The 13112-nt window shown below is 33.6% G+C and carries 10 protein-coding genes and 2 pseudogenes; 6 read left to right on the top strand and 6 right to left on the bottom strand.

What is annotated here, in order from left to right; genetic code table 11:
* Nucleotides 1-43 precede the first annotated feature (43 nt).
* From cysS to OU788_RS03960, 4 genes are all read right to left on the bottom strand, one after another.
* Nucleotides 44-1525 (bottom strand): cysteine--tRNA ligase, encoded by a 1482-nt coding sequence (cysS, locus tag OU788_RS03975; protein WP_274633957.1) that lies wholly within the window; start codon nt 1523-1525, stop codon nt 44-46.
* Between the two features lie 108 nt (nt 1526-1633).
* The gene (locus tag OU788_RS03970) at nt 1634-3157 is read right to left on the bottom strand and encodes a hypothetical protein (RefSeq protein WP_274633956.1); all 1524 of its coding nucleotides are present in this window, start codon (nt 3155-3157) and stop codon (nt 1634-1636) included.
* Nucleotides 3138-3704, bottom strand: coding sequence for a hypothetical protein (locus OU788_RS03965; RefSeq protein WP_274633955.1), 567 nt, complete (start codon nt 3702-3704; stop codon nt 3138-3140). The genes OU788_RS03970 and OU788_RS03965 overlap by 20 nt, the downstream gene beginning before the upstream one ends.
* On the bottom strand, nt 3697-4251 hold the full coding sequence (locus OU788_RS03960) for an RNA polymerase sigma factor (RefSeq protein WP_274633954.1): 555 nt from the start codon (nt 4249-4251) through the stop codon (nt 3697-3699). Before OU788_RS03960 ends, OU788_RS03965 begins: the two co-directional genes overlap by 8 nt.
* 100 nt (nt 4252-4351) lie before the next feature.
* On the opposite strand from OU788_RS03960, the pseudogene meaB reads away from it, so the two are divergent.
* The 6 genes and pseudogenes from meaB (at nt 4352) to OU788_RS03930 (ending at nt 10939) form a co-directional block, all read left to right on the top strand.
* Nucleotides 4352-5427: pseudogene (meaB, locus tag OU788_RS03955) on the top strand (methylmalonyl Co-A mutase-associated GTPase MeaB).
* Between the two features lie 10 nt (nt 5428-5437).
* Nucleotides 5438-5779 (top strand): tRNA-binding protein, encoded by a 342-nt coding sequence (locus OU788_RS03950; RefSeq protein WP_274633953.1) that lies wholly within the window; start codon nt 5438-5440, stop codon nt 5777-5779.
* Between the two features lie 180 nt (nt 5780-5959).
* Nucleotides 5960-7153 (top strand): annotated as a pseudogene (locus OU788_RS03945) (APC family permease); the annotation flags it as partial.
* Nucleotides 7154-8062 carry a PTS sugar transporter subunit IIA gene (locus OU788_RS03940; RefSeq protein WP_342454904.1) on the top strand — a complete coding sequence of 303 codons (909 nt, stop codon included), beginning with the start codon at nt 7154-7156 and terminating at the stop codon, nt 8060-8062.
* A 108-nt stretch (nt 8063-8170) separates the two neighbouring features.
* Nucleotides 8171-8980 carry a hypothetical protein gene (locus OU788_RS03935; protein ID WP_053056683.1) on the top strand — a complete coding sequence of 270 codons (810 nt, stop codon included), beginning with the start codon at nt 8171-8173 and terminating at the stop codon, nt 8978-8980.
* Between the two features lie 117 nt (nt 8981-9097).
* The gene (locus tag OU788_RS03930) at nt 9098-10939 is read left to right on the top strand and encodes a PLP-dependent transferase (protein ID WP_274633952.1); all 1842 of its coding nucleotides are present in this window, start codon (nt 9098-9100) and stop codon (nt 10937-10939) included.
* 113 nt (nt 10940-11052) lie between these two features.
* Here OU788_RS03930 and rlmF read toward each other — a convergent pair whose 3' ends face one another.
* On the bottom strand, nt 11053-11910 hold the full coding sequence (gene rlmF, locus OU788_RS03925) for a 23S rRNA (adenine(1618)-N(6))-methyltransferase RlmF (protein ID WP_274633951.1): 858 nt from the start codon (nt 11908-11910) through the stop codon (nt 11053-11055).
* Nucleotides 11910-13112 (bottom strand): bacillithiol biosynthesis cysteine-adding enzyme BshC (gene bshC, locus OU788_RS03920; RefSeq protein ID WP_274633950.1); only part of this gene is annotated, 1203 nt, incomplete at its 5' end. The genes rlmF and bshC, both read right to left, overlap by 1 nt.

The raw sequence follows: 13112 nt of genomic DNA, 5'->3' as shown, positions 1-13112 counted from the left end.
TAAATCATTGTTTCATTAAATCATTAGCTCATTGAGCTATTATTTAATTCACTGTAAACGTTGTTCCTTCTCTTCCGTCTTTTAATTGAATACCTAAAGCAAGTAGCTTATCACGAATTTCATCTGACAATGCCCAATCTTTGTTCTCGCGGGCTTCTTTACGCATGGTAATTAACATTTCTACCACACCGTCTAATTTATCAGAATTATTTCCTTCAGAAGTTTCATTTAACAATCCTAAAACATCATAAACAAATGCCTTGATGGTTTCTTTTAACATTGTTAAATCTTCCTCAGTTAAACTAGCATTTCCTTCTTTTATTTGATTGATAACCTTAACGGCTTCAAATAAATGAGAAATTAAAATAGGCGTGTTAAAATCATCATTCATAGCAGCATAACAATCCTCTTTCCATTGAGTAATATCAAATGTTGAAGTTGCGCCAGCAGTTATTTTATCTAAAGCATTTATCGCTTCCATTAATTTATTATACCCTTTTTCAGAAGCTAACAAGGCTTCTCCTGAAAAATCTAGGATACTACGATAATGTGCCTGCATAATAAAGAAACGTACCACACCTGCATTAAACGCCTTTGGTAAAATAGCGTTTGTTCCTGTTAAAATTTCATCAGGTAAAATATAGTTTCCTGTAGATTTTGCCATTTTCTGACCGTTTAACAGTAACATATTAGCGTGCATCCAATAATTAACAGGTTGTACTCCTGAGCAAGTATGCGATTGCGCAATTTCACATTCATGATGCGGGAATTTCAAATCCATTCCTCCACCATGAATATCAAATTGTTCTCCTAAATACTTGGTACTCATTACCGAACACTCTAAATGCCAACCAGGAAAACCATCACTCCAAGGAGAAGGCCAACGCATGATATGACGCTCATCTGCTTTTTTCCAAAGTGCAAAGTCTTGTGGATTTTTCTTGTCTGATTGTCCGTCTAAAACTCTTGTATTATGAATAGCATCTTCAATAGTACGCCCTGAAAGAATTCCGTAGTTATTCTTCTCATTATACTTTAACACATCGAAATACACCGATCCGTTTACTTCGTAAGCAAAACCTTTTTCCATGATTTCTTTAATCATTTCTATTTGCTCTACAATGTGTCCTGTTGCAGTTGGCTCTATACTCGGTGGTAAAAAATTGTATTTTGCGGCTACTGTATGAAAATCTACCGTGTAACGCTGAACCACTTCCATAGGTTCAATTTCTTCTAATCGCGCTTTTTTAGCAATTCTATCTTCACCTTCATCTGCATCATTTTCTAAGTGACCTGCATCGGTAATATTACGTACATAACGTACTTTATAGCCTAAGTGTAGTAAATAACGAAAAACCATATCAAACGACATAAAGGTTCTAATATTTCCTAAATGCACGTTGCTATAAACTGTTGGTCCACACACATACATTCCTACGCGCCCCTCAGTTACTGGTTTAAAAAGCTCTTTTGATTTGCTTAAAGAGTTATATATTTTAAGTTGATTTTCTTTGTATAATTCCATAGTAAAAGTGACTATTTACAAACGCTAAGATAGGCACTTTAAAAAGAATACAGAAATGGAATTTAGCAGTATTTTTGTTAAGGAAAAAGTAGTTTTATTTACATATATCTACTGTTTTTTCAGCTCTAGTTGACTGTATTTTCCTTTTATTTCTACTTTTTTATCATTTGATAAAATTGTAAAACTCCCATTAATCTCTTCTTTAGGTTTATGGATAGTAAATTTCATCGACGGCTCTGAAGCAAACTCAGGAGATTTCTTTCCTATATCATATATTAATTTCTTCTTAATTGACAATATATTTATATTTGCTTTAGATGAGTTTAGAAAAACTTTAAAAGTATTATAGTTAGGATGTATTTTTACAATTTCTAACTCTCCAAAATCACTATTAACTTTAACATCATTAAATACATTATTAAGTTTTACTTCAGAAGAATTGGAATTTACCGTTGCGTTAGTAACCGACGCTAATTGAGCATCGGTTACATTATTTAAAAACAACGTACAAGCGTTTAATGAATTAATAGTTACTGGCGAATAAGACACGGTTAATTTTCCGCCATCAATAGCATCTGCTTTAAAAGTTCCGTAACTTACTTTTCCTGAAGCCTTCGTTTTTGGCAGCGTAACTTTGCAGTGACGCGTATTCAAATCAAACGTTGCTGATTTTGGTACTTTTACCATAATTTTTTTGGTAACTTTTACTTTTTTGCCATTTACCATAAAGTTGTTACTATCTGATGAAAAAGAATAGCTAACACTGTTTTTATGTATTTCCTTTCTTGTTTTATGCATCTCTTCTCTAGCCTTGTGCATTTCTTCCCTAGCTTTCGCCATCTCTTTTCGGATCTCTTCTCTATTAATTTTTCGAACCTCAGCTCTAGCTCTCGCCACTTCTCTTCTAAGTTCTTCTTGATTAATTCTTTCTACCTTAATCTTTTTTAATTCTTCTTGAATTTCTTTTTTTCGTTCTTCTTGATGCTTTTTAAACTCTTTGTATTTAGCTGTTTTCTTGAATTCTTCCCATTCTTTTTTCGATTTAATCGTAATATCGTTTACACCGTCTTTCCATTGAAAAAAGTAATTATCACCGTCTTTTGCATACTTATCAAAATCGAACTCTATATCTTCTAATCCCGTTACAATTTCTTCAAAATTGATTTCTGGAATTTCAATTTCAGGAATCTCTGGCATCTCAGGCATTTCTGGAATTCTTACTTCAGGAATTACCACTACCTCATCATCACCATCAAATTGAAATACTTTCGGATAATTATTATCCGACGAATTAAAAAAGACAATATTGTCACTTCCTACAGAACGAAAACTACTTCGGTTGGCATTAATTTGCACTTTACTTTTGTTTCCTAAAGCTTCAAATTTCCAATTGTCTAAATATTTTTGAGCCTCCTTTTTATCTAGCCCTTCAATCTCAACAATTGCTTCTACCGAAACTTCGTTTTTGTTCCATGTAGTTACATCTATTTCAGCGTTAGACGCATTTATAGCAACCACTACATCTTTATTGGTTTTAAAATTTTCACTAAACTTTTTATTGTACTGCTGTGCAGATACAACCCCCGTTATAAACAGTGAAAAAACACTGATTTTAAATTGTTTGAATGTCATTTTGAGTTGGATTTTTAAATTCTTGTAATTGTTTTTGCATACGTTTTAACAGCTGTAAACGCAGTTGCAGGTTTCCAATCAATGCATTGATAGTATCATCGTTAACTCCTTTTGTATTGAGCTCTTGAGTTAGCGATTTATATTCTTTGGTTAATTCACCTATCTTGGTTAAATAACCATCAAAAAGTTCTTTATTAGCACTTGTTAATTCTAATTGACTTAACTCGTAGTTAATAGTGTTTACATAATAATCTTCCACCGTTTTTAATTCTGGTGAAATAGAACCTAAACTAATTTGAGTTCGATATTCTTCTGGAATATCAATAATGTCTGATTCTATATTATTTGTTGGATAAAATTTAACCCCTATACTCACCAACAACATAATTGATGCAGCTACAAATAACCATTGATATGATTTTCTTGTTGATGGTTTTTCGTGCAATTCATCTAGCAACTTTTGTTGAAAACGCTGTCTGTGATTTGTTGATAACTCCGTTGAGTTTTCAACCTCATTTTTTAGTATTTCTCTAAGATCTCTAGACATGATGTACTGCTTTTAATTGCTCTTGTACTTGCTTTTTTCCTCGTAATAAATGTGTTCTCGAACTCACTTCCGAAATTCCTAATATTTGTGAAATTTCTCCATGGTCATAACCTTCCAATAAGAACAGCGTCAACACTATTCTGTATTTTTCTTTTAATTGTTGAATACAGTTTACAATATCCTGATACGATATCGTTGAAGCTACATTCCAATTCTCATGATCATCATCTACCAATGTGGTAGTTTCTTCATTAATCGAAATCAATTCTAATTTTCTCTTTTTTAAATAATCAATACTTTGATTGATCACAATTCTTTTTAACCAAGCCCCAAACGTTACTTCTTCTTTGTAAGAATCCATATTTTTAAACGCTTTTATAAACGCTTCTTGCATCACATCTTCCGCAGTAAATGAATCTTTCACGTACCGTAATGCCACTGTGTACATAGCATCACAATACAAATCATACAATTGCATTTGCGCTTTTGCATCATTATTTTTACAGGCATCTATAACCGGTTGATGTATCTGTTTGGTTGATTTCATTCTTGATTTCTTACCCTAAAGACGAGTCTTTTTATACTCCGTTGCATTTTCCTGCATTTTTATTTCTAAATTTACATTATTATTCTGTTTTAGCTATACAATGACCGATAAAAACAAATCTGCACTTACTGAAAAAGACGGGGTTTCACAACCTGACAAACGACTAGCAAAGCTTCCGCAGAAAAAATAAAACGTAGCAGAAGAAAAAGCACCTCTACCGAAGAATTTGTAACCCAAATATTAGCAGGAAACATTCCTTTTTTAAGTAGAGCGATTACCTTAGTAGAAAGCACCAATCCAAAACACCAAGAACAAGCAAATGAAATTTTAGAAGCTTGTTTGCCACATGCCAATAAATCGGTACGAATTGGAATTACAGGAGTGCCTGGAGTTGGAAAAAGTACATTTATCGAGTCTTTCGGTAAACATTTGACTTCACTAGGTAAAAAAGTTGCGGTATTAGCAGTAGATCCAAGTAGCTCGGTACACAAAGGAAGTATTTTAGGAGATAAAACTCGTATGGAAGAATTGGTTACTGATGAAAATGCGTTTATCCGCCCTTCTCCTTCTGGGACTTCACTGGGTGGAGTAGCTCAAAAAACACGCGAAAGTATTATTTTATGTGAAGCAGCAGGATTTGATACCATTATTATAGAAACTGTAGGTGTTGGTCAATCAGAAACTGCCGTACATTCTATGACCGATTTCTTTTTATTGTTGAAGTTGGCAGGTGCTGGTGATGAATTACAAGGAATTAAACGCGGAATTATTGAAATGGCAGATGCGATTGTGATTAACAAAGCAGACAGCGGTAACGAAAAAAATGCGAAGATTGCCAAAGTGGAGTTTAACAGAGCCTTACATTTATATCCGCCAAAAGATAGTGGTTGGCAACCCAAAGTTTTGTTGGCAAGTGCACTTCATCATCAAGGGATTGATGCTATTCATACGATGATTGATGAATACATTACGCTGGCAAAAAACTCTGGATATTTTCAACAAAAAAGAAACGAACAGAACAACTATTGGTTGTTAGAAACCATTAATCAGCAACTAAAAAGTAATTTTTATAACAACCCAAAAATTAAAGAATTGTTACAACAAGAAGTTGCTAAACTAGAAAACGGAAAAACCACACCGTTTACAGCTGCAAAACGATTGTTAGGCAACAAATAATTAAAAATATATGGAAGAGAACACACTTACTTGGAACGATTTTACAAAAGTTGAAATGCGCATTGGTACGATTATTTCTGCAGAAATTTTTGAAGAAGTAAAAAATCCTGCGTATAAAATGCAGGTAGATTTTGGCGACTACGGAATAAAAAAAACCTCAGCACAAATTACCAAACTATACCAACCTGAAGACTTGATAGGAAAACAAGTGGTAGCAGTCGTAAATTTCCCAAAAAAACAAATTGCCAATATGATGAGCGAATGCTTGGTATTAGGCGGCTTAGGTGATGATAAAGAAGTAACGCTTTTAACTGCCGAACGTGCTGTTAAAAACGGAACAAAAATTGCGTAAAAACCCTTACCAAAACATTTTTATTATAGTATAAAACAAAGCCCTAGAAACATCCTTTTAGCTAAACCACTTTAAAAAAGTGTATTTTTTTTCATATCTTCTTGCGGTCTAACCACTTAATTGTAAGCCTTAATCGTAAAAAACTATGAGAAATAAACTAAAAAAAATTTAGGGTTATTTGATGTTTTTGCCATAAGTACTGGAGCTATGTTTAGTTCTGGTTTCTTTTTATTACCAGGAATCGCCTCACATTACACAGGTCCGTCTGTGTTTTTAGCATATTTACTTGCAGGGGTATTAATACTCCCCACTATGTTTAGTATTGCTGAAATATCAACAGCTTTACCACGATCTGGTGGTGCTTACTTTTTTTTAGACAGAAGTTTAGGGCCACTTATGGGAACCATTGGTGGGCTCGGTACCTATTTCGCTTTAATGCTTAAAACTGCCTTTGCTATTATTGGTATTGGTGCTTATGCGGCTATATTTTGGGACGTTCCCACCAAAGCAGTTGCCATTATAGCTACACTTTTTTTCATGGCGTTAAACTTAATTGGAGCTAAAAAAACCTCCGCCTTTCAAAAAGTGTTTGTCATATTTCTGTTAATCATTTTAGTGGGTTTTATTGTTGATGGACTTTTTACCATCGCCACTTCAGATACTATCACTAACGAAGCCATCAGTAAACAGTTTACTCCTTTCTTTTCAAACGGATTTGGCGGCTTATTCACAACCGTAGGTTTTGTTTTTGTTTCTTATTTAGGTCTCACTCAAATAGTAAGTGTTGCAGAAGAAATTAAAAATCCTGAAAGAAATATTCCTTTAGGAATGATTCTCTCTTTAGTTGTTACCGGATTAATTTATGGTTTGGGTGTTTTTATTATGGTTGCTCTTATTGAGCCTGCAACTTTTGCCAACGAAATGGCACCAGCTGCCAAAGCTGCCGAACAACTTTTTAAATGGTCTCCCTACAATGTAGGAGTTATATTAATGTCAATAGCAGCACTTGCCGCTTTTGCTTCTACAGGAAATGCAGGATTGTTGTCTGCATCACGATATCCGTTTGCCATGGGGCGCGACAAACTGTTTCCTGCTGTTTTAGCAAGAATTGGCAAAAAAGGAAGTCCCGTAGTTGCTATCCTTTTAACCACAGCACTAATTATAGTATTCATTTTAGTACTCTCAGAAGAAGGTATTGTAAAGCTTGCGAGTACCTTTCAATTATTGATTTTCATTTTCATCAACTTCTCTGTTATTGTTTTTAGAAAAAGTAAAATAGAATCGTACGATCCTGGGTATGTATCGCCACTATATCCGTTTATGCAAGTTGTCGGAATTGTCATTTCCTTTATTCTTATTATTTACCTAGGATGGATGCCCGTACTTTTTACCTCAGGAATTATTCTAATCGGGCTACTTTGGTATCACTTTTATTCTAAAGGAAAAGTAAAACGAGAAGGCGCTATTTTTCATTGGTTTGCTCTTTTAGGAAGACATCAATACGATGAATTGGAAAACGAATTAATGACCATTTTAAAAGAAAAAGGACTTCGTGAAGGCGATCCTTTTGATGAAACCGTAATTACTTCGAAAATAAAGATATTTAAAAAGCCTACGGATTTTGACAAAGTCTTAAACAAGGTTTCCGATTACTTTTGTAAAGAATTAGACCTCAATAAAGAAGGTGTGCTACACAAATTTTTTCAGTCTGTTCCTGATGAATCTATTATAACTTTACCAGGTATTTTAGTTTTTCATGCTAAATTCAAAAGTGTTTCGCATCCTTCCATGAAAATTGTAATTTCTAAAAAACCAATTGAAGGAACACTTCCTTCGGGTGATTATGAATTTAAAAAGCCCATACAAATCTGTGCTTTTCTAATTAATTCTGATGAAAACCCAAAACAACAACTCCGTATGCTATCGAGACTTCTTGATATTTTTGAACGAGAAAAAATCGTAAAAACCTTGCTTAAAATGGATAGCCACAGAGAAATTAAAGAGTTTTTACTACAAAATGAGCGATTTGTAAGCATCAAACTACTTGAAGGAACTCCGCAAGACACTATGATTGGAAAACAGCTAAAGGATATTCAGTTACCAAAAGATGTTTTAGTGGCTTTGGTTGAAAGAAACGATAAAACGTTTACTCCTAACGGTTCAACTGTTTTAGTAACAGATGATGTACTCACCATACTTGGGGAAACCAAGTCTATCGCAAAACTGTATAAAGAATATATGAGTTATGAAATAGATAAACTGGATACGGAGGAGACTAGTTAATTTTTGGTTTGGTTCTAAAGCTATTTGAACAACTAGTTATCAGTAAATATTTAACATTAAAGTGAGCTTATAAGCTTAATTAATTACATTAAGTAACATTTGATTAAAATGAAAAAACAAAATTCAATCGATTTAATAGTTGAAAACCTTTTAAAAGAGTTCTCTAAAATTAAGAATTTTGATTTAACCCAAAATGATCCAATGGGTAATAAATTCTTCAATTTTGTTGTTAGGCTTGTTTCAGAGTTTAATGCTTATCAAAACCTATTCATTCAATGTTACCTTCCCGCTTCTCGCAATTCTATAATTGAGGCAAAAAGAGAAATAAAACATTCAAAATACAAAGACTTTTTTCATATTAATGAAGAGGAACTCAAAGAGAATTACTATGAAACTATACGTCTTGGATACGTTGGTGCTTATCACAAATATGAAGGGTATATCAAACGACTTTTACCTTTAATGGATGAATTCTTCAAAGGCTTGGATTTCGAAAATGAATTTATTCCTCTTGAAAATTATCTGAGAAATGAATTTGATATTGTTTTAAAAAAAACAGTAAATAACTTTTATATAACTAGAAAAATTAACTGGATAAGTAACTGTGTAAAACATTATGATGGGTTTCCGGTAAAGGAACCAATACCAAAAGGATTTGAATATTTAAACAAAGAAAAAAAAATCCAAATAGAATCCAAGGAATTCAAGTCTGATATGGAGTACCTGATTACTCACAATAATTTAATGCTATCAACTTTCTTCTTGATAGGGTTTCATCAGTTTTTTGGGTACGAGTTTAGCTCTATTAAGAATCAATTAAAACCAGAAAATCAAGAAGAAGAAAAAGTTATAAAAATGCAAAAAGGTTTGAAGTTGGTAATTGAAAGAACCTTTGAAAAGAAAGGCATCATTCAATAATAAACTATAATCCATTATTTTTCTTACTATAAGAAAACGATAACGAAACAAAACTCTCAACTCTTTCTAAAAAAATCTAATTAACGTATCTTGCAGTCTTATTAAAAGACACCTATAATGCAAGACAAAAACTTACATACCTATATAAAAAATGTTGTAGAAAATATGCCAGCAGATTGGTTAAACTTAACCACGCACCGTCTGGATATTTATGTAGAAAAACTAGCCAAAACTCAGTTTTTAGAACAGTTTGAAGATTTGTATAAAAACAACGATGCTACTGCTTCAGCTTTAAGCAAGTTGCCAACTGCATACGATTATATTCGTTTAGGGCATCCGTTATCGTCTGTATTAGAGTGGACGATAGCCAAACTATACAACACAAAAGCAGCAAATGTAATTAGTTTTTCGTCACAAACAGTTCCTGTATTGGCTGTGTTAAGAGCGAACTTGTTTGCTAATAAAAATACGCAAATAGTGTACACCAATGAAATCCCTAGCTTTTTTGATGCAGAGGTAATTAAAAATGTATACGGATATCAATTTGAGTTAAAAAAGGTGGATAGTGTTGAAGCTATTCCTGAGTTTGACGGCAGCACCGTATTGATTGTTGAACAAGAAACTATTTGCAACTTTACCATTGTACCAAACGTTGATTTTTACATCAACACACATCCAGAATTAGGAAGCTTTTTATTAGTAAACGGAGAGCAAAACGATTCTTATATTTCAGAAATTCAACATGTAAGAAGAAGAGAAACTATTGCCATGACTCCATCTAATTCGTTAAAAGCGTTAAAAAGCCTTATCGATGAGCCGTATGAGGTTACAGTAACTGACGTAGCACAAAACAAAGCAAAGGTTGAGAGACTCATCAATGAAATTACCAACACCAGCACAAAAGCGTTAGTAGCTTCAAGTGGACTTTCAATACAATATGCTATTTTAATGGGATTGATTGACGATGCTCTTGAAAACCATAAAGGAAAAGCGATTAAAATTGTAGTGCCTCCAAACTGTTACGGTGGTACAAACGACCAAGCGAGACGTGTTGCTGCTTGTTTAAACAACGTAGATATTGTTGATTTACCTGTTGATGGAGACAATGATATGGTAGAAAGTATCGATACCGTGTTAACCAACATTGCAGCACAAGATGCGATTCCGTATATCATTGCTGAAATTCCGACCAACCCAAGAGTAGAAGTCCCTAATCTTACCGATTTAAGAGATGTTTTGAATAAAAAACGTACGACTCCAACGGGTGAAACAGCGGTTGATCCTGTGTTTATTTTAGACCAAACTTTTTGTCCGAATGTTCACTTTTTAGGAGATACAGACATGTTAGCCAATATTAGAACTATTTCGTTTGCTAGTGGTTCTAAATTCCCTAGTGGTGGAAAATGTACTGCTGGATACTGTGTTGGAAATAAAACAACCAACGCGTTAATCGAAAAAATAGAAAAGCACTTGCACATTTGCGATAACGAGGCTACACCACTTCAATACGAAATATTGGCTGCACAAATGCCTTCGATGACGCAACGAATTAGTGATGCTTATAAGAATACACGTGAGTTTGTAAACTTTATTCATGAAGTGTTACCTGATGCTAAAATCAATTTTGTTTCTGAGGAATTAGCAACACAAGGATTTACACCATCGGTATTTTCGTTAGATCTTCCTACCAAAGGAAATACTGCGGAAGAAAAAGAAGCGTATAAAAGAGCCTTAAACTTAAAGCTTATCAATTTAATGATTACTGAAATACCAAATGAAAGTAAGTATTGTGTAAGCTACGGACAGTTAAAAGGTTGTTATTGGACGATTCCTGCAACCTCAACACAAGGAACTACCAAAGAGGGTGATAAAGATTATATTGCTCGTGTAGCGCTTTCTCCTAATATGGATTTAGCGCTTCATAAAAAAGTATTCCTTGATTTTGTAAATAGTATTTAAGAATAATAACACGTCATAGCGAGGAGTGATAACGACGTGGCTATCTCACTACTCGCTGTGACTTTTTATAACAATTTCACCTCAACTAAAAACTAACGACTACCAGCTACCGACTACAAAAACCTCCAACACACTATACGTGTTACTTTATTTCCTTGATGCATAGGAATTACTTTGAATTCTTTAACTCCTAATTTTTTTCCTGAGTTCTGTAAGCTTTCTACATTTTCTTTTTTAGAAACCAAACTTGTAAACCATTTACTTACTTTCGGATATTTAGAACTCTCATATAAATAGGTATGCAGAAAAGCTTTCTCTCCGCCTATATACCATAGCTCGTTTGAGTTCCCTGCAAAGTTACGTACAGCATTGTTCCCTAAATTTCTCGATTTTCTTCGGTTGGCTCCTCTCGCCTCTTCTGCCGATTTATAAAATGGCGGATTGCACATCGTTACCGTAAATGCATCACCTTCTTCTATAATTCCTTCTAAGATATGCTCTTCTTTAAACTGCTGTCTTAATTCAACCTTATCCGTAAAACCATTATCATCAATAATATCTTGAGAATAATCTAACGAGTCTAAATCGATATCGGTTGCTACAAAATTCCAATCGTATACTGCAATTCCCAACAAAGGATAAATACAACTTGCCCCTGTACCAATATCTAACACCGTTACATTTTCTTCATCTGCAACTAAATCCGCTAAGTGGTGAATATAATCTACTCTTCCTGGTATTGGCGGACATAAATTCTCATCAGAAAAATCCCAATGTTTAATATTATAATGAGCTGCTAATAATGCCTTATTAAATTCTTTTACAGCTATTGGATCAGAAAAATCAATAGTCTCTTTCTCGTATTTCTCAATGATAAATTCAGAAAGTTTCGGGTACTTTTCTACTAGTAATTTGAAATCGTATCCTTTATTGTGTATGTTTTTTGGATGTAATCCTTCTTTTGTACTCATTAAAGTGTTATTACTGTAAACTCTAGTTGTAACGGACGTAAGTTTTCTTTTAAAACCTTAATAAAATCGGTTCCGTATGCTAAATAATATTCTGAAAAATTACGCTGACGTTCTTCTAAACTTTGATTTGGCAAAATCTCATTTTGCAATGCTGTAATTCTCTCTACCAAATCTTGCTGCCTGCGTTTTTCTGCTCGCAACCAACGTTTTTCAAGGTTTTCTAATCCTTTTATCTGCTTTTTTTCTTGAGCATTTACAGCTCCAACAAATGAAACATCTGTTTTTTCTGCAAGTACTCTTAACGTTTCAAATTGTTCTTGTAAAAAATGTTTTTGATTGGTAAAATCTACTTTAGTTTCAGAGTTTTCCAATACTTTTTGCTCTATTAAGCTGTTCTGTTTGATAAAAATATCTTCTATAGACAACCCCTGATTATCTAATTTCTTGGCTTGTTTTTCTGAAACTACTTGTACTGAATTACGTAACAATAAAATAGGAAAAGGAATATCAACCGATTCAAACATACTTTTCAGCTCCAGCCAATAGGCTAACTCTCCTCCACCACCAATGTAACATAGGTTTGGTAAGATTACCTCTTGGTATAACGGACGTAAAATTACATTGGGTGAAAATCGCTCAGGAAACTCGTTGACTTCTGCTAGTAAATCCTCCAAACTCCATGAAATATCTGTGCTATTTACCTTGTAAACTTCATCTTCTAAAATAATACGTTCACGGAGTGAATCTCCTAAATAAAACAGGTTAATCTCTCTAGGATTTACCTGAATTTTATAGTCGTTTTCTAAACTTGAAATCGTTTCAGAAACCTTGGTATATGAAAATTGTTCTGTTAGTTCTTTAGTAATATACGGAACAAACTCTTTCTTTAGCTCTTGGTCATCTCCATCAACAATCACCAAACCATACTCTCCAAACAATTCATTGGCTATGTATCGGGTTGCAGCGGTTAAATTAGTATGCTCTATATAGGCTTTCTTGAAAAGTTGCGCTAAATATTGTGCATTTTTCGATGTTCCTAAATGTTCTGAAAACACTTCTAATACGTGATCTAAACCTTCTGTAGAAAAACGTCCTACAGCCCCCGTTTGATGTGAATTCCATTGTACTTTCTTTCCATCGAAATTAAAAAAGTTGATTTCTTCAAAATCATGATCTTCCGATGCCATCCAATATACAGGCAC

The organism is Tenacibaculum sp. L6, from assembly GCF_028823685.1.
Lineage (GTDB): Bacteria > Bacteroidota > Bacteroidia > Flavobacteriales > Flavobacteriaceae > Polaribacter.
Note: the sequence above shows the minus strand (reverse complement) of the source record. Positions and strands in the feature narration are given on the sequence as shown.

Coding starts and splice junctions, on each gene's coding strand:
- OU788_RS03940 (WP_342454904.1), top strand. CDS start 7,154: ATGCCCGTACTTTTTACCTCAGGAATTATTCTAATCGGGCTACTTTGG.
- OU788_RS03970 (WP_274633956.1), bottom strand. CDS start 3,157: ATGACATTCAAACAATTTAAAATCAGTGTTTTTTCACTGTTTATAACG.
- cysS (WP_274633957.1), bottom strand. CDS start 1,525: ATGGAATTATACAAAGAAAATCAACTTAAAATATATAACTCTTTAAGC.
- OU788_RS03935 (WP_053056683.1), top strand. CDS start 8,171: ATGAAAAAACAAAATTCAATCGATTTAATAGTTGAAAACCTTTTAAAA.
- rlmF (WP_274633951.1), bottom strand. CDS start 11,910: ATGAGTACAAAAGAAGGATTACATCCAAAAAACATACACAATAAAGGA.
- OU788_RS03930 (WP_274633952.1), top strand. CDS start 9,098: ATGCAAGACAAAAACTTACATACCTATATAAAAAATGTTGTAGAAAAT.
- OU788_RS03950 (WP_274633953.1), top strand. CDS start 5,438: ATGGAAGAGAACACACTTACTTGGAACGATTTTACAAAAGTTGAAATG.
- OU788_RS03960 (WP_274633954.1), bottom strand. CDS start 4,251: ATGAAATCAACCAAACAGATACATCAACCGGTTATAGATGCCTGTAAA.
- OU788_RS03965 (WP_274633955.1), bottom strand. CDS start 3,704: ATGTCTAGAGATCTTAGAGAAATACTAAAAAATGAGGTTGAAAACTCA.